The organism is Dolichospermum circinale AWQC131C (assembly GCF_000426905.1).
In the GTDB taxonomy this organism is placed as follows: Bacteria; Cyanobacteriota; Cyanobacteriia; order Cyanobacteriales; family Nostocaceae; genus Dolichospermum; species Dolichospermum circinale.
Map to the genome: position 1 here is coordinate 1 of NZ_KE384589.1, position 19962 is coordinate 19962.

17 protein-coding genes are annotated in these 19962 nt (G+C 39.6%); 14 read left to right on the top strand and 3 right to left on the bottom strand.

Translation table 11 applies throughout. From position 1 onward, the window contains the following. Positions 1 to 460: 460 nt before the first annotated feature. From ACIR131C_RS0102515 to ACIR131C_RS0102525, 3 genes are all read right to left on the bottom strand, one after another. Positions 461 to 1591 carry a CO2 hydration protein gene (locus ACIR131C_RS0102515; RefSeq protein WP_028088942.1) on the bottom strand — a complete coding sequence of 377 codons (1131 nt, stop codon included), beginning with the start codon at positions 1589 to 1591 and terminating at the stop codon, positions 461 to 463. A 59-nt stretch (positions 1592 to 1650) separates the two neighbouring features. Beyond that, entirely contained in the window at positions 1651 to 3153 is a 1503-nt protein-coding gene (locus tag ACIR131C_RS0102520; protein ID WP_028088943.1) for an NADH-quinone oxidoreductase subunit M, read from the bottom strand. 108 nt (positions 3154 to 3261) lie between these two features. Continuing rightward, a complete protein-coding gene (locus ACIR131C_RS0102525) occupies positions 3262 to 5118 on the bottom strand; it encodes an NAD(P)H-quinone oxidoreductase subunit F (protein WP_028088944.1) in 1857 nt (618 codons plus the stop codon). Between the two features lie 636 nt (positions 5119 to 5754). Between ACIR131C_RS0102525 and ACIR131C_RS0102530 the strand changes: the two genes are divergently transcribed. The 14 genes from ACIR131C_RS0102530 (at position 5755) to ACIR131C_RS21715 (ending at position 19869) form a co-directional block, all read left to right on the top strand. Next, entirely contained in the window at positions 5755 to 6063 is a 309-nt protein-coding gene (locus ACIR131C_RS0102530; RefSeq protein ID WP_027401081.1) for a carbon dioxide-concentrating mechanism protein CcmK, read from the top strand. Between the two features lie 103 nt (positions 6064 to 6166). Continuing rightward, positions 6167 to 6511, top strand: coding sequence for a carbon dioxide-concentrating mechanism protein CcmK (locus ACIR131C_RS0102535; RefSeq protein ID WP_015080435.1), 345 nt, complete (start codon positions 6167 to 6169; stop codon positions 6509 to 6511). Between the two features lie 6 nt (positions 6512 to 6517). Then, positions 6518 to 6820 (top strand): beta-carboxysome shell vertex protein CcmL, encoded by a 303-nt coding sequence (ccmL, locus tag ACIR131C_RS0102540; protein WP_028088945.1) that lies wholly within the window; start codon positions 6518 to 6520, stop codon positions 6818 to 6820. Between the two features lie 155 nt (positions 6821 to 6975). Beyond that, entirely contained in the window at positions 6976 to 8637 is a 1662-nt protein-coding gene (ccmM, locus tag ACIR131C_RS0102545) for a beta-carboxysome scaffolding protein CcmM (RefSeq protein WP_028088946.1), read from the top strand. Positions 8638 to 8752: 115 nt separating this feature from the next. Beyond that, complete coding sequence (ccmN, locus tag ACIR131C_RS0102550; RefSeq protein ID WP_028088947.1) at positions 8753 to 9511, top strand: beta-carboxysome scaffolding protein CcmN; 759 nt, start codon at positions 8753 to 8755, stop codon at positions 9509 to 9511. A 103-nt stretch (positions 9512 to 9614) separates the two neighbouring features. Next, positions 9615 to 10400, top strand: coding sequence for a beta-carboxysome assembly protein CcmO (gene ccmO / locus ACIR131C_RS0102555; RefSeq protein WP_028088948.1), 786 nt, complete (start codon positions 9615 to 9617; stop codon positions 10398 to 10400). 57 nt (positions 10401 to 10457) lie between these two features. Next, positions 10458 to 10997 carry a Uma2 family endonuclease gene (locus ACIR131C_RS0102560; RefSeq protein ID WP_028088949.1) on the top strand — a complete coding sequence of 180 codons (540 nt, stop codon included), beginning with the start codon at positions 10458 to 10460 and terminating at the stop codon, positions 10995 to 10997. Between the two features lie 204 nt (positions 10998 to 11201). Further along, positions 11202 to 11780 (top strand): Uma2 family endonuclease, encoded by a 579-nt coding sequence (locus ACIR131C_RS0102565; protein WP_028088950.1) that lies wholly within the window; start codon positions 11202 to 11204, stop codon positions 11778 to 11780. A gap of 219 nt (positions 11781 to 11999) precedes the next feature. Further along, positions 12000 to 13367: a GUN4 domain-containing protein gene (locus ACIR131C_RS25905; RefSeq protein WP_051347475.1), complete on the top strand. Its 1368-nt coding sequence runs from the start codon at positions 12000 to 12002 to the stop codon at positions 13365 to 13367. Between the two features lie 320 nt (positions 13368 to 13687). Then, complete coding sequence (locus ACIR131C_RS23830) at positions 13688 to 14152, top strand: hypothetical protein (protein ID WP_155962979.1); 465 nt, start codon at positions 13688 to 13690, stop codon at positions 14150 to 14152. 491 nt (positions 14153 to 14643) lie between these two features. Further along, entirely contained in the window at positions 14644 to 15699 is a 1056-nt protein-coding gene (locus ACIR131C_RS0102585) for a permease (protein WP_028088952.1), read from the top strand. Between the two features lie 172 nt (positions 15700 to 15871). After that, complete coding sequence (locus ACIR131C_RS0102590; protein ID WP_035371408.1) at positions 15872 to 16639, top strand: TIGR03943 family putative permease subunit; 768 nt, start codon at positions 15872 to 15874, stop codon at positions 16637 to 16639. Positions 16640 to 16807: 168 nt separating this feature from the next. Continuing rightward, positions 16808 to 18307, top strand: a complete 1500-nt coding sequence (locus ACIR131C_RS0102595; protein ID WP_028088954.1) for an Ig-like domain-containing domain — start codon at positions 16808 to 16810, stop codon at positions 18305 to 18307. A 275-nt stretch (positions 18308 to 18582) separates the two neighbouring features. Further along, on the top strand, positions 18583 to 19869 hold the full coding sequence (locus ACIR131C_RS21715; protein WP_051347476.1) for a hypothetical protein: 1287 nt from the start codon (positions 18583 to 18585) through the stop codon (positions 19867 to 19869). Positions 19870 to 19962: the final 93 nt, after the last annotated feature.

The window sequence follows — 19962 nt, forward strand, 5'->3', positions numbered from 1 at the left end:
AGATGAAATCATCCGTGATTATTGTGTATCTTAATGTCTCATTCTTAAGTTAAATGACTATATTGTGTATCTTAATGTCTCATTCTTAAGTTAAATGACTATATTCAGATCCAATCTGGAATTTAAAAATCCAAGCTGGTAATAATACTTTTAAAGACAATATTAGTATGATAACTCATACTACGTATTTGTGGCAACTGCTGATGCTACACCAATTTTAGTCCTGAAGCGGTTTTTAACTAACCACTCCAGACACAGACAACAACCAGAAGAGTCATCTATAACTAACTCTCAATTAGTCTTGTTTTATTTAATGGTATTTAAAATTGCTTATGCAGCGAAGATAGTTCTTCCTCGTCGGTGCTATGATAACATAGTCCCAGCTTCGTGTCAAGAGATTTCTTTCTTTTAAATCCGCAAAAATTATTTTTTGGCAATATGATAGGGTAGTTATATTAGCCTATTTATTGACTTCTAATAACCGGGAGTTTTCTAATCTTGACAGCCACTTTTCTAAATAAACTTGAATGGCTTTTTTCTCAGATGGATCTTGAGTATCTAATGGATAAGGTAAAAGTCCTAAAATTGCGGCCGTGGTGACGCAAAACATGGATTTTTGGAAACTCATACAAATTTGTACTCGTAAATCATCTTCACTCCTGAGACTGCGACGATAAATACTATGTAAATATTCTGGCAAATAATGACGCATATCCTGCATTAATAAAGTTGGGGGAATCCCCGCACCACCAATAGGTAAAGGATCGGCGTATAATGCACCATATTGGAATCGAGATTGATCTGGAGGAACTTGATATGCTTGGGCGTTTAAAGAAACTGTTCCTAAAAATGGTGTTCCTCTAAAAAATACTGCTTCTACATAGGGAATTGCGGTATCTGCAAGGAAGGTTAAACCAACTGATTTAGGAATAATATCATAGACTTTACCACCAATTTTGACGCTGTATGTAATTGGTTTAATTGCATCTGCCACTAAAGCCAGTTTAATATGTTCTACAACTTGGGGAATAGATTTAATTTCGCCGTTGTCATAGCGGTCTGATAAATTCAGAAACATATCAGCCATGACTCGCCAAAATTGACCTAAACCAGTGTAATAAGCTGAAACTCGTAACTGTTCGGTTAAAAATTCAGGAAATAGTTGATTTAATCCCAACAGCAGGGGATTATATTTAAATTTAGCAGCAATAACGGTTTTTGCTCTATCTTGAAATTCCTGAGTATCTAAATATGCGTCTAAACCGCCTCCACCATGCCACATCATGGTTTTCATGCAATATTCAGCATATTCAAAATTAATCCGATCATGCCATAAATGACGGATTAATTTAGCTAAAGAAACATCACCATCAAAATATTTAAAGAAGGGAAAAAACACTAAAAATTGATGTTCAGCGATGTAAATGAGGTTTTTAGAATAGGCATCTAAAACTATACCATAACTTTTGAGAATGCCAACAACTTCTAAAACATTTTCGGGGCTATCTTTGAGTAATGCACCACCATTTTGTAAGCGTTGAAGATACTCAGCTAGGGGATTGTAAGCGGGCTTTTTTTCAGTTTTGACCATACTATTTCTCCTGTAATTGAATTAGAAATCAAAAGTTAAAAGGCTGAATAATACGACTTTTAACTATTTTGAATAGCTATTTTATGCTCACTGTTGTGTACTAGATTACTAGTGTTTACCATGGTGGTAATTGTGGTTTCGGTGTAATGTGCCAGCCAAGTGGGTTGAATACCGAAAATGAGGATAAATACAGCTAAAATAATAGCAGGAAGGCGATCGCTCCAGTAAACACGAGGTAGGTTGTAAATTTCCTCTGATAACCGTCCAAAAAAGGCACGATTGACAAGATTTAAGAAATAAACGGCAGTTAAACCATTTCCTAGCATTCCTAACAATGTTTGAACAGGGAAAACTGCGAAACTACCGCGAAAAACGATAAATTCGGAAATAAATCCCACCATTCCGGGTATACCTGCACTGGCCATGACTCCCATAATCATTAAACTACCAATCAAAGGTAAACCGCGTTCTGGGTTGAGTAGTCCCCGAACCACGTTTAAATCTCGGCTACCAGTTTTTTTATAGACAACTCCTACTAGCAGGAATAACATAGCGGATATTAATCCGTGACTAATCATTTGCATAACTGCCCCTAATACGCTTAGAGGTGTAGATGCAGCAGCCGCTAACAAGACATAGCCCATGTGTCCGATAGAACTATAAGCTACCATTTTTTTCATATCCGTTTGCGCGATCGCACAAGAAGCGCCAAATAAGACACTAATTACTGCCCATGTAGCTAAGTAAGGGGCTAAATAAGCCCAAGCATCTGGTAACAAATTCATGCCAAATCGCAGTAGGCCATAGGTCCCTAACTTCAATAGTATGCCAGCCAAGAGAACAGATATAGGTGTAGAAGCTTCAACGTGGGCATCTGGTAGCCAAGTATGGAAGGGAAAGAGGGGGATTTTAATGCCAAAACCGACCAAAATGCCTACAAGGAGTAAAATTTGGGTAGCTAAGGGCAGATTTTGACTATTTAAGGTCGAGAGTGCAAAACTGGAAGAACCACTTAACCAAACTATACCCAGGAAACTAGCTAAAATGACGATTCCCGAAAAAGCGGTATAAATGAGAAATTTCGTGGCTGCATAACCTCGTCTTGCACCTCCCCAAATAGCAATTAGCAAATACAGGGGTATTAATTCCAACTCATAGAACAGGAAAAATAATAATAAATCCTGTGCTAAAAATGCTCCAATTACCCCAGTGGTCAAGAGAAAAATTAAGGAATAGTAAAATCTAGGACGTTGTTGAGATTCATCACTACTATAGATAGCAATACAAGTTAATAGTCCATTCAGAAGTAATAACGGTAGTGATAAACCATCTATGCCCAAATTGTAATTTAAGCCAATGGCATCTACCCACAGTAGAGATTCGGCAAATTGTTGAGTAACGTCTCCGGGGTTAAACTGAATGGCTATGAAAATACTCCATAGAAAAATAATACCGCTAAAAACTAAAGCTATGATGCGGGCGAGTTTACCAGAAATAGTAGAAGGATAAAAACCAATGAAAGCCGCAGCAATTAACGGCAGTAAAATCAATGTACTGAGCATAGGGGAAGAGGGAATAGGGAACAGGGAACACAGGAGAGAAATATTCTTTTGCAACTGACAATTGACAACTGACAACCGACAACCGACAACGGACAACTGACAATTGACCTAAAAAGGCAACTTATCGAATAAGCCCAATGAGAAGCTAATGAAAAAACCCAGGATGCTAATAACAAAGATAATTGTCAGCATATAGCCTTGGGATTGACCAGAAATGCTGTATTTCAAACTTTGTCCGCTAAAAATTGCCGCAAAGCCGATTAAATTGACTAGACCATCTACCAAAAAGCGATCGCTCCACGCCGATATTTTGGATAACAGCGCCACAGCACTTACAATCGTTAAGCGGTAAATGCGGTCTATGTAAAAATCATAGCCCAATAAATCTTGTAAAAATCTCCAGATTAAAATTCTGGATCTTGACCAAGCCTTGTGAAGATGAATGGTACTACCAAGGGCTACTCCAGTCAGAGTGGAAGCGAATAGAGAACCAACTATATACCTATCTAAACTTTCCCAGCTAGGTAATAAATACCATTGTTGTAGCATTAATGGTAACAATAATGTTAGTATAGTTAAAGTCACCATTGGTAATGCCATTGGCCAGGCGACTTCTGGGGCGCGGTGGGTTTTTGGTTGAGATTTTCCCCAGAAAATTAACCGGAATACCCTAGTTAAGTTCAAAGCTGTGAGGCCATTAACTAAGATTAAAACCACAATTACCCAGGGGCTAACTCTGACCAGTCCATCAGCCCATGCTAACATTGCCCAGAAACTGCCTAATGGTAGTAGAGTCACCATACCTGCTGAACCAACCACAAAAGCAGTGGTAGTAGCCGGCATTTTTGACCATAACCCCCCCATTTCTGTTAAGTCTTGGGTTTGGGTGGTATAGATAACAGAACCAGAACTCATGAATAATAGGGCTTTGGCGATAGCATGACTGAGGAGTAACATTAAAGCTACCCCGCCTTGTTCTAAACCCACTGCTAAAAATACCAATCCCATGTAAGCACTAGTAGAATGGGAGAGCGATCGCTTAATATCAATTTGGGCAATAGACACCAAAGTTGCGCCCACTGCTGTCATTATTCCCACCACCACTAAAGTATTTAAAGCAATAGGGGACAAAGATAATAATGGTTGAATCTTGTAGAGAATATAAGCACCCCCAGCTACTACCAAGGAGTTTCGCATTACCGAGGCTGGATTTGGACCCTCCATGGCTTCATCTAACCACAGATGCAGAGGAAATTGAGCGCATTTACCAGCAGGACCTGCAATTAAACCCAAGCCAAGTAAAGTAGATGTAACTGGGTTTAAATCAGCAGTTTGCGCCCATTCATACAAATCGGAAAAATTTAAGCTCCCAGCCAGAGTAGAAAGAGTGACAACAGACATTAATAGTAATAGGTCGCCTACCCGTTTCGTCAAAAAAGCATCTCGCGCTGCTGTGACTACCAAAGGTTGAGCATACCAAAATCCTACAAGTAAATAAGTCGAAAGAGTGAGAACCTCTAACAAAGCATAACTGAGAAAGAGAGAATCACTAATTGCTAAACCAATCAAAGCCGCCTCAAAAAATCCTAATAAACCAAAAAATCTGGCTAAGGACCAGTCTTTTTCCATGTAGCCTAGAGCATAAATTTGTGCTAATAGACTTAGTGCGGTAATTAAAACAGTTGCTCCCACACTGACCACAGAAATTTCTAAAGCGAAAGATAATTGGAAATCAGCAGCTTGAAACCAAGTTATCAGTAGATGTTCTGGTTCTCGATTCCAAACATCTTTAAATACTAAAAGACTGTGAATAAAACCTAAGATGGTAGTCAGCAAATTCAAGTATACAGCAGGTCTAGGTCCTGTGCGTTGGATAATTCCTATGCCCCAAGGCAAAGTTAAAATTGCCCCTATTAAACTATAAAGAGGGACGAACCAACTTGTTAAAAATAGAAATTCATTCATCTAAAATCTTCCTTGACAACTGAGTTTCGACTCTCTTAAACACCCTTAAAATAATCCTTTGCTCAAAAACAAAATTTTCTGAGAAAATCCATGTTTTCTTAACTTTTTAGCTAAATATCTTAGGCATATTTGCCTGAAAATAGCCTTTGATCGAGTCATTAAATAATGATGTCACATTTTAGATATTCTCTAAAGAACATTTTTTCCTTCCTGCTGTTTTAAATTAGTTTTTCATGTACATTTGTAAAATTTGCGAATTTTCACCCAGTATTTACGAAAATAGCCAAGTAAAATATCTAGCCAATAGCCCATCTATCTCATACCCAGCCTATGCTAATCCTCCTGATCAAAGAATTAGCTGAGGCTGTAAACTGTAGTGGTTCTAAAAGTGATAAAGAAATTATAAAGCATAAGCTGTCACTCTAGGGATCAGTGAATTTGAAGATCACAAAAGACAGTATAAAGTTTTGTTAAGTTTTTTAAATATATTTTATGACAAACTATTATAGTAATTTATGTTGCCAAGGATGCCAAGGTTTCATAAGCTTAAATATGGCGGTATTTTGGAAAGTGAGCATCCCCGGCCAAAATTTCCACCGCTAGTTCTAAAACGATTAATTTTTGAGGAGTTCTGCGATGCCAATTGCAGTTGGAATGATTGAAACTAAAGGCTTTCCCGCAGTAGTAGAAGCTGCTGATGCCATGGTAAAAGCTGCCCGTGTAACCTTAGTAGGATATGAAAAGATTGGCAGCGCTCGCGTTACAGTGATTGTGAGGGGAGATGTTTCTGAAGTGCAAGCTTCAGTTGCGGCTGGTATTGAAGCGGCCAAAAGAGTCAACGGTGGTGAAGTAGTGTCTACACACATCATTGCTCGTCCTCACGAAAACCTAGAATACGTCTTGCCAATCCGTTATACAGAAGCAGTAGAACAGTTTCGCGCTTAGTCTAGTTGTAGAAGTGCTGACCGTTTAAAGGAAAATCATTAACGAGACTGGTGGTTTGAAATTAAATCTGGTACAGGTAAAAATTTAATTTAAGGACAAAAAAATGTCAATTGCAGTAGGAATGGTAGAAACCTTAGGCTTTCCCGCAGTAGTAGAAGCTGCTGATGCGATGGTGAAAGCTGCGCGTGTTACCTTGGTAGGATATGAAAAGATCGGTAGTGGTCGGGTGACAGTTATCGTCCGTGGTGACGTTTCTGAAGTTCAAGCTTCAGTAGGTGCTGGGGTAGAATCAGTGAAGCGTGTTAACGGTGGACAGGTGCTATCTACACACATCATTGCACGTCCTCACGAAAACTTGGAATATGTTCTACCAATTCGATATACAGAAGATGTAGAACAATTCCGGGAAGGTGTAAACACAATTCGCCCTTTCGGTAGAAGACCATAATTAATCATGCAAATTGCCAGAGTTCGTGGCACAGTAACTAGCACCCAAAAAGATCCCAGTCTGCGGGGTGTGAAACTACTGATGTTGCAATTGGTAGATGAAAATGGCAATCTCCTGCCAGTATACGAGGTAGCAGCCGATAATAGTGTGGGGGCAGGAGTGAATGAGTGGGTACTTGTCAGTCGCGGCAGTGCTGCTCGTCAAGTGCTGGGCAATGAACAACGACCCTTAGATGCAGCAGTGGTGGCAATTATAGATACCATTTATGTTGAAGATCGTGTCATTTACAGCAAAAAAGACCAGTTATAGATAGTCAGGAACAGGTGACAGGTGACAGGTAACAGGTGACAGGTAACAGGTGACAGGTGACAGGTGACAGGTAATAGGTGACAACTGACAACTGAACAACTGAACAACTGACAACTGACAACTGACAAAAAGCTTATTTCAGGAGGAATCTCGCAATGGTAGTCCGCAGCACGGCGGCACCCCCAACCCCGTGGTCAAGGAGTTTAGCCGAACCCAATATTGATAAAACTGCATTTGTACACTCTTCTTGTAACCTAATTGGTGATGTCAATATAGGTGCAAATGTCATAATTGCTCCAGGAACTTCCATTAGAGCAGATGAAGGTACACCGTTTTGTGTTAGTGAAAATACTAATATTCAAGATGGTGTAGTCATTCATGGGTTGGAGCAAGGCCGAGTTATTGGTGATGATGGCCAGAAATACTCAGTATGGATTGGCAAAAGTGCTTCCATTACCCACATGGCGCTAATTCATGGACCTGCTTACGTTGGCGATAGTTGTTTTATTGGCTTTCGTTCTACGGTATTTAATGCCAGAGTGGGTGCAGGGTGCATTATTATGATGCACGCCTTAATTCAAGATGTGGAAATTCCACCGGGTAAATACGTGGCTTCTGGGTCAATAATTACTACTCAGCAGCAAGCGGATAGATTACCAGATGTCCAGGTGCAAGATCAAGAATTTGCTCACCATGTAGTCGGAATTAATCAGGCTTTGCGGGCTGGTTATCACTGTGCTGCGGATAGCAAGTGTATTGCACCCATTCGGGATGAACTTAATCTTGCAGCAGATAAATCTTATACAAGCATTGAAATTGAAGAGTTAGAAAGGAGCAGTGACGTGGCCAGTTATAGCTTAGGTGCAGAAACAGTAGATCAATTACGTTATCTACTAGAACAAGGATTTAAAATTGGCACAGAACACGTAGACCAAAGACGTTTCCGTACAGGTTCTTGGCAGAGTTGTCAAGCCATTGAAACCCGGTCTTTAGGTGAGGCTGTTTCTGCTATAGAATCCTGTTTGCGAGACCATAGCGGTGAATATGTGCGTCTATTTGGTATTGATAACAACAGAAGACGGGTATTGGAAACAATTGTTCAACGTCCTGATGGTGTAGTCGCTGGTACATCTAGCTTTAAAGCACCTACGGCCGCATCCGTTGGCAGTTACAATGGTAATGGTAACGGGAATGCCTTTGGTAGTGGGAAATTGAGTGCCGAAACCCTAGAACAAATTCGTCAACTTTTGGCCAGTGGTTACAAGATTGGTACAGAATACGTAGATGAGAGACGTTTCCGTACAGGTTCTTGGAATAGTTGTGAACCAATTCAATCTACATCTACTCAAGCAGTTATTTCTGCTTTAGAAGAGTGTATAGAGTCCCATAAAGGTGATTATGTACGTTTAATAGGCATTGACACCAAAGCTAAACGTCGCGTATTGGAAGCAATTATCCAAAGACCAAACGGAATGGTAGCGTCTGCTGGTAGCAGCAAATCATTTACAAGTACAAATTCTGCAACGGCGACAGCAACGGCGACAGTTACCAGCACCCGTCTAAGCGCAGAAACAGTAGATCAATTGCGCCAATTGTTGTCCAGTGGGGCAAAAATTGCGGTTGAACACGTAGATCAGCGCCGCTTCCGCACAGGTACTTGGACAGTTGCGGGTCAAATTCAGACTACATCTGAACGAGAAGCGATCGCAGCTTTAGAAGGATACGTTTCTGAATATCCAGGCGAGTATGTGCGTTTAGTGGGTACAGACCCCAAAGCAAAACGCCGCGTATTAGAAGCAATGATTCAGCGTCCATAGGAGTAGGTAAAAGGGAAAGGGCAAGAGGCAAGAATTACCAATTACCAATTACCCATTACCAATTACCCATTAGCTAATATATCGTCCATTTCCGGCTTCCGAGGTAATAAATTTCATGTCAATATCGCTGCTACAACTGAGCGATAGATTTGATACACATATTTATGGCGACGTGATTATTCATCCCAGTGCGGTATTAGCCCCGGGAATAATTCTCCAAGCAGCTACTAACAGTAGAATTGTGATTGGTGCTGGGGTATGCCTGGGTATGGGGTCAATTCTCCAAGTAAGCGAGGGTATCCTAGAAATAGAAGCAGGAGCAAACCTGGGAGCCGGTTTTTTGATGGTTGGTCAAGGTAAAATTGGGGCTAATGCCTGTATTGGTGCAGCAACAACGGTTTTTAACTATTCCGTAGCGCCAGGACAAGTGATTGCCTCTGGTTCAATTTTGGGGGATACTAGTCGGCAGGTTGTTGAAGCGTCAGCGGAAGAACCAGATCCTTCTAATTCTCAGCCAGAGAAACCAGAGAAACAGGAACAAGTAATTTCCTCAACTCAACTCTCGGTAGCGGCTTTTCTGGAATTTAAACACCAATCTACACCCGTATCTCCACCTTCACCCACACCGAAAAGCCAGTCTCCTCCGGTAGAAGAAACCGCTGTAGTAAGTGATTCTACATCTGAAGAAACTACGCTCCCGGAGTCTACAGAAGAATGCTCTGATCACTTAAAACCCAGTGAGTCGAATCTTGAAACTCACAATATTTTTGGTACACAAATTTATGGACAAGGTAGCATAAATAGGCTGCTGAGTACATTATTCCCCCATAGACAATCTTTGGGCAATCAAAACTCTGACAATTCTTCAGGTTAAGTGTTAAGTATGAAGTGTGAACCCAAGTCCATATTCAAATGCTAGTTTTCATTCTTCTGTGATTGAAGACGCTATACGAACCTTATCCTGGAAAATAATGCAGATGGAAACATATAATGAAAGTGCTTTGAGCAATATTCATGCAGAACGTCGCCGTGATAGCCTCAAAGATACTGCTTTAGGTTTAGTCTCAACCCTCAGTTTCCCCGCTATAGTTGGCACGGCTGACATGATGTTAAAGTCGGCTGGAGTCCACTTAGTTGGCTATGAAAAAATTGGTAGTGGTCATTGTACCGCTATTGTCCGAGGTGGTATCGCTGATGTACGCTTGGCTGTAGAAGCAGGTGTACAAACTGCTGAACAGTTTGGACAGTTGGTGTCTAGTTTGGTGATTGCGCGTCCTTATCCTAATTTGGATATAATTCTACCTATTAACCGTCTGACTCGATTTATGGGAGATGGTAGATACAGCCGTTTGAGTAATCAAGCCATTGGGCTGGTAGAAACTCGCGGCTTCCCAGCCATGGTGGGTGCTTGTGATGCCATGCTAAAAGCTGCTGATGTCCATTTAGCTTCCTATGAAAAGATTGGTGCTGGTTTATGCACCGCCATCATTCGTGGTTCGGTGGCTAATGTAGCTGTAGCAGTAGAAGCAGGAATGTTTGAAGCGGAACGCATTGGTGAGTTAAATGCAGTTATGGTGATTCCTCGGCCATTAGATGAGTTAGAAGAAACTTTACCTGTGGCTAGTTGCTGGATGGAAGAACGCCAACCAGTGAATATACCTATTAATATTAAAGAGAAAATCACAGATGTGGAGGCGGTGGAGTTGCCAGATTTAGCGAAATTGCCTGTGAGGGTGAAGGAAGAAATTTGGCATGATGAATAATATCACAGGGAATAGAGACTTTATAGTATTTCCGTAGTATTTCAGGAGAAAACGATCATGTCTTTTACAGTCAAAGAACTAGAAGAAATACAGATAGCATATCCTGACTATCGCCTGGAATTAGTAGATGGGAGTATCATTATTATGAGTCCGTCGGGTTATGAATCGGAAGAAGTAGGTACTGAGTTTGCAGCTTTGTTAAGAAATTGGGTAAGACCTCGTAAACTAGGGCGTGTAGTTGGTTCTAGTGCGGGGTTTAAATTACCAAATTCTGATTTACGTGCGCCTGATGTATCTTTTGTTTGTGCTCATCGCCTCAGAAAATCAACGGAAGATTATGCAGAATTAGTTCCTGATTTAGTAGTTGAAGTAAAATCTAAAACTGATTCTTTAGATAAACTGAGAAAAAAGATTGAAGATTTTATGAATTTAGGTGCAAAAGTTGGAATTTTAATTAATCCCAAAACAAGAACTGTAGAGGTTTCTTCTCATGAAAAAACAGTAATTTTCAAAGATGGTGATATTTTAACTCTTCCTGATTTATTACCTGGTTGGGAAGTGGCAATTTCTGAAATTTGGTCGCCTGTTTTTGAGTAGTTTGGATGATGATGAAATCCACATTCCGCTTTTTTCTATTTTTTTTCTATTATTGATGTTGTATTTTGTCCTAAAAATAAGAAATATTACTATTACTAGCGATCGCCTAACAGCAACAATGGGCGGGGGTCTGCTGATTGGCTGCTAAGGAAAGTCAGGTAATGGGATTTTACTTTGAGTCTATTACAGATGGGGTAACAAAAAATGATTGCTGTAAAAGATAAGTTTCCTAAGTTAACACCCGAAGAATATTTTGTCTGGGAAGAGAAACAATTGCTTCGCCATGAGTATCTTAATGGTGAAGTTTACGCTATGAGTGGGGGAACTCAAAATCATGGACGAATTGCTAGTAATATTATTTTTATTGTTAAAGGTCATTTACGGGGTGGTGGTTGTCAGGTTGGTAATTCCGATTGTCGTGTAAATATTTTGGAAACGAACGATTATGTTTATCCTGATGTGAGCGTTACGTGCGAAGATAGCGATCGCACTGCAACCCAAGCAATTCAATATCCCTGTTTAATTGTTGAGGTTTTATCTCCGAGTACAGCCAATTATGACCGAGGGGATAAATTTAGATTGTATCGTCGCAATCCTCGTTTGCAAGATTATGTTTTGGCTGATGCTGAGAAAATAGCGATTGATTTATACCGCAAAAATGATCGCGGTAATTGGGAGATTTTTAATTATCAGTCGGGGGATAATATCGAGCTACGAAGTATTGATTTAAGTTTTCCCATTGAGTCGGTTTATGAGGATATTGTTTTTGAGGAGCTAGTATAGCATTAGATCAAGTAAGTATTCCAAGCTCATAGATAAATTTCCTTTCCCACGCTTGTGTCTCATAAATTAGCGAAATCCTCATCAGTAAAGATCATCTTTTTGCTAAAAGCAGCCAGTTTTCAGGGATTTTAACTATCAGACAGGGAATAAATTACCTGACTTGTTGATCTTCTACAATAAGTGTGATACCTTTGTATTCAGGTGATTAAAGGTGTAGATATGAATTTATCCTACCAGCTACTGAAAAATAATTACTCTATCTTCTCAGTCACAATTTCCATACTTTTCTCTGTCACAGCTTTGACACCAGTGGCAGCAGAAAGAGTTCAGGACAGTCTGGAAAAAACTACAGTACAAATCAATACCGAAGATGATATTTCTCCCGGTGGTTCAGGTGTGATTATTGACAAAAAAGGAAAAACTTACACAGTTTTAACCGCTAATCACGTCGTTTGTGATGCAATAAAAGGAAGGAAAAAAGTTACCTGTAGTACAGATATTACTTACACAATTCGTACTCACATCGGTAAAGATTATCCTATTAAAGACCGTCAAGTATTACAGAAAAATGACAATGACCCAGATTTGGCTACAGTAACATTTGAAGCAGAGGAAAATTATCCGGTCGCCACTTTAGGCAATTCTGAAGAGATAAAACTTGAGGCAGATATTAAAGTTGCCGGCTTTCCTACTATTTTTGACAGGAAAGGGACGGAGAGAACATATACTATTACACGAGGTAAAGTAGTTACCTTTGCTCGCGGAGAGAAGAACGGTTATACCCTAGTATATGATGCAGCTACAAAAACTGGTAACAGTGGCGGACCAGTGTTTGATGATTCTGGTAAAGTTATCGGTATTCATGGACAAGCTGATTTAAGTGGAGGAGATAAGAGTGATCCCACAGGTTCAGAAACTAGAGTCAACCGGAAACCAATCATACCCGTAAAAAAACCAGCACCTGGACAAAAAGAAACAGGAGCATCCGCTGAGGGAAAAACAGGATTTAATGCCGCAATTCCCATTAATACCTTTTACATTATCACTAATCAGAAACCTCCTATTTGGACTGGAATTGCGCCAAAGAAAGAAGTAGAAATACCAAGCAAAGGCAAAACTGTAGACCTTATAGCAACCAAAGGTAATACTGTAGACCTTTCCATTACTGGTAAATTGGAACAATTATTATCTGAAGGTAATTGGCAAGGGGCTGATCAAGAAACAAAGTCTTTAATGTTACAAATTAGCCAAGCTTCTGGATCGCTGAATGATAAAACAATTTCTCGATTATCCTGTGAAAATTTAAGTGCTATTAATCGAGCTTGGCAAAATAAGAGCCAAGGACGCTTTGGGTTTTCAGTACAAGCACAAACATGGAAGAGTTTATTTGGTACTAAATTTGAACCAACAAACGAACATTTTGAAGATTTTGCTACTGATTTGGGCTGGCGTTATCGAGGCAGATACTTATATGGTGATCAGCTTAAATATTCTTTAGAAGCTCCTAAAGGGCATCTTCCCAGAGCATTTTTAGACGGACCAGTCTGGGGCAAATTTGTTGCCTATTTAGATAGTTGCAAGATATAATCAATCCCCTTATGATTGTCGCTTTGTAACTAATGCAGGCGTATATCCTGATGATTTCCACTCAACAACTAGTCTATGAGTTCAATAACTTCAGCTTATTGACTAAATAGGCTATAAATTCCTGATTTTATCTTTAAATTCGGTGAAAAAAAATGTCAAAAAGAATCTCGTGCCTATCCTATTTGATCAAAATCTTGGCATTATCCACTCCATTAGTATTAATGCAATCCTTTCCCAGTTGGGGACAATCTGCTTCTACCCAGCCAGAAATTGGTTTTGAAGTTGAGGGACAATCATAACTTAATCAAATAGTTTTGCCTTTGTATAAGTATGTGGGTGAATGTCCTAGCACTCGAACTTATATAGGTGACACTACAGCCTGGTTTACATCCTCAAGTGAACCGCCGAAAAAAGGTAGAAGAGTAATTATCAGAAACGTTTCACGAGGTATATCTCCTGATAATTTTCCGTACACTGATCGGGATTATAGTAAAGGTAGATCCTCTGAGTTCACCAGAGTAAGCGCTGGAACTAGGCATAGTGATCGTGTATTTGTTGTCAGACAAAATTACAAAAATGAATTTGAATATGAGATTAAACAAGATAATTCAGTAGTGGAGAGAGGACAATTTTTTGCATCTGTCCGTCAAAGTTCTACAGTGTCAGAAATTCCTAGAGAAAAACAAGAGGTTGATAAAGGATATTGTGAAGAAAGAGGGGGTTTTTTGGGTCTAGGTTGCAAAAAGTGGGTATCTAACAAGGTTAAAGAGTGTCCTGAAGACTAGATTTTTATTCCCAGATATTTGTCACTGCTGCACCATATCCCCGACTTGTACTTTAATTTCTTGGTCAGACGACAAGATACTACGACATTGCTGATTTTCAAACTCTTACTTTTTCTCCCTTTGCGCCTCTAGGTCAGACAAATTCATATACCTACTTTGATTCATTCACCAACGCCGTAAAAAGCCCAGTTAAAAGAATTTCGGTGTTACATAATGGCGGTATGGATCTTGTTTCGCACCAAGACGCAAAGGGACAAACTTTGAGCGCACATTCCGCAGGTATTTTTAAAATTTTTGGCATTATTTAGAACCGGATGATAACATCACCAAGTCCAAAATTCCAACTCTATTCCAGATTGCCTATTTCCTGCTATTATTATTAATTTATTGATCTCCGTCTGGGGGGTGACTACCCTGGGCAGATGCTACCCCATCGGGTAATATGACAAAACAAAACCTTAAAACTCACCAACCGCTGTTGACTGCAACGCATGACGAATCAACTGAACAATGGTTTTACATTATTTCTCAGTCTACTAGTTGAGGCCATGCCCTTTTTACTGCTGGGTGTATTTTTCTCCAGTGTACTACTGTTTTTTATTGATGAGAGTAAATTGGTTGAAAAAATGCCCAAAAATCCCCTACTGGGGGCTTTATTCGGCAGCACAATGGGTCTTTTGTTTCCAGTTTGTGAGTGCGGTAATGTACCTGTGGCCAGGAGACTGTTGATGCAGGGAGTACCTACACCAGTGGCAATGGGCTTTTTATTAGCCGCACCGACGATTAACCCAATTGTGATTTGGTCAACTTGGACTGCATTCCGTGATCAACCAGAAATAGTAGTGTTAAGAGTGGTATTTTCTCTGGCCATTGCTACTATTATTGGTTTTATTTTCAGTTTTCAATCAGACTTAATTCCCTTTTTGCAACCAAGTATGGCTCGTTACCTTAAATTTAACCCCCCTACTCAAGCAAAAACGACACGGGGGGGAAGACAATCCCAATTACAACTGCAAACCAGTAGGCCTAGTTTATTGCAATCGGGAACTTATATTCTGGGTGGAACAACGGGAAAACCAAAACGCATAGATGATTATTACAGTGAAGTGGCTGCAATTCCTAACTTTAGTAAACCTTTACCAGAGAAACTCCAGTCTGTATTAGATAATATTGTCCAAGAATTGCGGGAATTAGGTGGAGTTATGGTATTAGGTAGTGCCATAGCTGCTGCTATCCAAGTTTTAGCCCCCCGTGAACTCATTCTCAGTCTGGGAGCAGGTCCTGTTAGCTCCATTTTAGCCATGCTAGTATTAGCGGCAGTTGTATCAATATGTTCTACGGTTGATTCTTTCTTTGCTTTGTCTTTTGCTTCTACTTTTACCAGTGGGTCGTTATTGGCGTTTTTGGTGTTCGGACCGATGATTGATATTAAGGGTGTTGGTTTAATGTTATCCATTTTTAAGCCGAAAGCTCTGATCTATCTTTTTTTCCTGGCTGGACAATTGACGCTTTTGTTCACTTTATTCATGAATTTGCACGTCATTTGAGATGATGGGACTTACGCCAACTACAGAAAGGCTTTTTCTTTGGTGTCTTCTGCTTCTTTCGCTAGGGTTACTAGGCGTTGGTGCGGCTTTCCCTGGTTTCGATATGTGGTTGATTATTCCGTAATTTGTGCGTAAGTAATTAAGTATTATCACTTCACCTATTACTGACAAAATGCCAATTTTTCAATTCAAAGCCTCAAATAAATTCATACCCTGGTTAGATGTGGTCGCTATTGCAGCTTGGGGTATTTTAATGTTGAAATACTGGCTAACAGGTAAACTGTATTTGTTAATTCACCCTGATTACTTTTGGTTAGCTATTGTCGGTGGTATAGGTTTGTTAATTGTTGGTTTTTTTAAAGGTTTACAACTGTGGAAACACCGTCACCAAGCTGATAAGGCTAATGCACTGCATATTAATGTATTTCCTCCTGGTTGGGGTAGTTTCCTGCTATTAACAGCCGCAATTCTAGGGTTAATCATTACACCCCGTGCTTTTGCTAGTCAAACGGCTTTAGACCGAGGTGTGACAGAATTAATTGGTGCGACTCGTGTTCAACCCCAAGCTTTTCGCGCTCAGGTTCGTCCAGAGGAGCGATCGCTGGTAGACTGGGTAAGAACACTAAATGTATATCCTGAACCGGACGCATATACGGGACAAAAGGTAAAGGTGCAGGGATTTGTGATTCACCAACCTAATGTTAGTCAAGAATATATATTTTTAGCCCGATTTATCCTCACTTGTTGTGCCGCAGATGCTTATCCAGTAGGATTACCAGTACAGTTACCAAGTTCGTCTCGTCAACAATACCCACCTGATACATGGTTAGAAGTGGAAGGACAAATGACGACTCAAACTATTGGGGAGAAACGTCAATTAACTATTGCGGCCAATTCTCTGAAAAAAATTCCCCAACCTCAAAATCCTTACAGTTATTAATCAGGAGTAGATGATGATTGTAACTTTTGCTTGTGCTTCTTAAATCCACAATCATATAGTCGTCCTAAAATCCAAAATCTAAAATCCAAAATCTAAAATCCAAAATCCAAAATCTAAAATCCAAAATCCAAAATCTAAAATCCAAAATCTAAAATCCAAAATTGTTAGATGAGCAGATCTTATAAATTTATTCAACCATTAGATGGAATTGCGATCGCCCTGATGCTACTATTAAGTATGCTGATAGGGTTAATCATCTGGAAAGGTGATGTTGTCAAACCTATTGTCCGCAATTTTACCTGGGAAAAACAACAAATTGGAGCGGATGATATTTCATTTTCTCTGAATTTTAGTCGGCCTATGGATATCAAAAGTGTGGAGGAAAATCTGAAAATAGATCCACCTTTGGCTGGTAAAATTAGTTGGGCAGGAAGAAGAATGGTGTATACACTGCTCACACCAGCCCCCTATGGCACAACTTACCAAGTTAAATTAGAAAAAGGTAGAGACAAATATTCCCAAGCAGAAGGAAAAAACCGGGTTATGCAGCCTTTTAATGGTAGTTTTACCACCCGCGATCGCGTTATCCTTTATATTGGAACTAATCAAGAATTTCCAGGACAGTTGGTACTTTATAATTTAACCAAAGAACAAAAAAAGGTTCTTACCCCTAAAGACTTAATTGTTATGGATTTTGAGCCGTTCCCTAATGGTGAAAAAATTGTATTTTCTGCTCGTTCTTCTCAAAATCCCGACCTACTTTCAGCCCAAATTTATACTGTTACTACGGGTATTTCTAGTCAGGTTGGTACTAGGAAAAAAGCAGCAGGGAAAGTTGACTTAATTTTGGATAACAAAGAATATCAAAATCTAAAATTTGACCTTTCAGCAGATGGAGAAACTATTGTTATTCAAAGAGGTAAACGGGATAAACCTGGTGATTTCGCTCTCTGGTATTTACCTACTAGCAATGATATTTATTCAGAAAAACCCACTCCAAAACGTTTACAAGGGCAACCGGGCGGCGATTTTTTGATTACACCAGACAGCAAAGCCGTAGCAGTTTCCCAAGGTCAGGGAACAGCAATTGTTTCTTTAGACGGTAATAGCAACAAACCCCTAGATTTTCTTCCCCAATTTGGCTTAGTACAGGTCTTTTCTAAAGACGGCTCCCAGGCGGCAATGGTTAAATTCAATACCGATTATACGCGGGATTTGTTTTTGGTTACGAATCAAGGTGTACAAAAGCAATTATTAAAGACTAAAGGTTCTATTCTGAGTTGTCAGTTTGATCCTGCGTCCCCCACTCTTTACTGCTTACTGACACAACTTATTTCCCAGGAACAATATCTGGAACAGCCTTACTTACTGGCCATTGATTTGAAAACAGGAATGCAAAAACCACTACTACTGTTACCTGCTGCTCAACGCAATGTGCAAACGAGTTTAGCACCTGACGGTTTAGGCTTATTATTTGACCAAGTAATTCCCATCAGCAATAATACCACACCATTACCCGCAAATACCTTAAAAACTGAGGATGGTGAACCGATTGCTAGTAGTAGTCTTTGGTTGATGCCCTTGCTACCCATCCCGGATAATACTAACATTGACATTAAACCAGAACAATTACCCCTCGTCGGCTTTCATCCCCATTGGCTACCTTAGACGATTGACAACTGACCAAAAAATTTTAGATTTTAGATTTTAGATTTTAGATTGGGAATTTTCGGGACAAGCTTTGCTCTTTCAAAGTGGAACTAATTCACAATCGTAATTTGTAGATTTAATATCTATTGACTATTTTGTTTGTGTCAATAAATAAGATCGCTTAGGTACTTGTGGGTTATAATCATAGTGAGTATAACAAATTGACCTCCCATTAGCCTTCGAGAACGCGACGCTATCGGCCAAGTACAGATGATAAACACGAAACCGTAGTTATGGAAAAATTGGAAGACAGCAACCAACAAGACTTGATTGTAGAACTTGACATTGATCAACACGCACAGGTCAATTTAGAATTTCAGCAACTACTAAATTTAAATACAGAATTACGCACGGCCAATAATGATTTATACGCTCAAGTAGAGCAGTTAAAAACGGAATTAGCTGAAGCGGAAAAGGTTTTGCAATGGCAGAAAACACGCTCTAGTGTTACTGAGTCTATGTTTAAACAACAATCTCAAGAGCTTTCCGCTGCCGGTGAGCAAATTCAGTCTCTATATCAACAGTTAGAGGTATATGTACAAACGGTTCAACGTCAAGAACTCTATATAGAGGGTTATAAATCCCATTTGGAAATTAGCCAACAACGTTTAGCGCGTTTGGAACGAGAATGTTCTTTACTACAAAGTAATTATAGTCAAGAGTCCCAGCAGCTATTACAATGGGAAAATACTTGTCGTGAGTTGCAAACTAGACTCATGCGTCAACAACGACAGACTTTACAATTTAAATCGGCCTTGGAAAAATGTCTAGATACACCAATTCCTAGTCCTGGAAATTATGTAGAGGATCATATTCATCATCCATACAATGTTATTCACAAACAAACTAGATTCTCTAGAAAAGCTCGATCTTTGTTCCCCAACGCTCAACCTATTCAACCTTGGTCTGGAGTTACAGATTCTGAAGATGATTCTATAGATACCTGGATTCCACCAACTGCAAATATTGCTGATGACTATGGCCATGAGCAAGAACCATTCATCTCCCAGCCCATCACAGATAACATAGAAACTGTATCTACTTCTCAAATATTACCGGAAAGTCCGCCACAGGATGATATCACCCATCAGCTTTTTGCTAGTCCATTACCTGAAGTAATTTCACCAGCAGCAGCAGGAGAGGTAAATATTCATCATCCTGATGAAGATGATACATTTATTTGGAAAAATTTGCTCTTGAATCTGGAGGATAATGAACAAACAGAAATAACAATTAAGCAGGATGTGGAGTTAGAAATTAATCCATTGGCTACTAATGAAAATGATGCCAGGAATAATTTACTATTATCACCAGCACCGGAGTTACCAATAACTTCTACAGAGGTGGAAATGGAAGATTATTGGTTAGATGTTGCAGATGATGAATCTTTGGATCATAATACATCCGATACATCTGAAAATAAATCACCTTCACCATTGATTTATCCCCAACGACCACCCAAGGGACGGAAATCTTTAGCGTCCGTAGAATTGCCGAATTTTCGACCCAAACCTAAGTAATTTGTGAAGAGTTTATTTCTAATCAAGTTTTTGATAAAATGCTTGTTGAGAATGAAAATTTTCAAAATGAAAATCATTAATCAATTAAGGGCA